The 782-nt window shown below is 71.5% G+C and carries 1 protein-coding gene; it reads right to left on the minus strand.

The window, feature by feature from the left end; translation table 11 throughout:
• Positions 1-782 (minus strand): tripartite tricarboxylate transporter substrate binding protein (locus AB4Z35_RS29900; protein WP_442101143.1); only part of this gene is annotated, 782 nt, incomplete at both ends.

Raw genomic sequence — 782 nt, forward strand, 5'->3', positions numbered from 1 at the left:
ACCTTGCGCAGCGCGCTGTTCAGCGTCTCGATGACCGCTGCCGGCGTGCCGGCCGGGGCCAGCAGGCCCGTGGCCGTGGTCGCCTCGAAGTTGGCCAGCCCGGATTCGCGCAGCGTGGGCACCTTCGGCAGCGCGGCATCGCGCTCGCGCGACATCACGGCCAGCGCACGCAGGGCGCCGGACTGGATATGCGGTGCCGAGCTGGTGAGCTGGTCCACCACCATGTCGATCTGGCCGCCCATGAGGTCGATCAGCGCCGGCGCGGAGCCCTTGTAGGGCACCTCGTTCAACTGGATCCTGGCGGCGTCCTCGAGCTGGAGCGTGGCCATGTGGTTGGTGGTGCCGGGGCCGGCGTGGCCGGTGGTGGTCTTGCCGGGGTTGGCACGCGCGTGGGCCAGCAGCGCGCCGATGTCCTTGAAACGCGTGTCGTTGCCCTTCACCACGATCACCAGCGCCGTGGTGGACACCAGCCCCACCGGGCTGAAGCTGGCCAGCTTGAAGCTGGTGCGCGTCATCTTCGGCAGCACCACGATGGCGTTGGGCGTGGTCACCAGCAGCGTGCTGCCGTCCGGCTCGGCGCGGGAGACCGCCGTCGCGCCGATCACGCCGCCAGCGCCGGGCCGGTTATCGACGATGACGTTGCGGCCGAGGCTCTGCTCCAGCGCCGGGGCGATGGCGCGGGCCACCACGTCCAGGTTGCCGCCCGGGGCGAACGGCACGACCAGCGTGATCGGCTTGTTGGGCAGGCCGCCTTGCGCGCGGGCCGACATGACATAGGGGGC

Source organism: Pseudomonas sp. KB_15 (assembly GCF_052114525.1).
In the GTDB taxonomy this organism is placed as follows: Bacteria; Pseudomonadota; Gammaproteobacteria; order Pseudomonadales; family Pseudomonadaceae; genus Aquipseudomonas.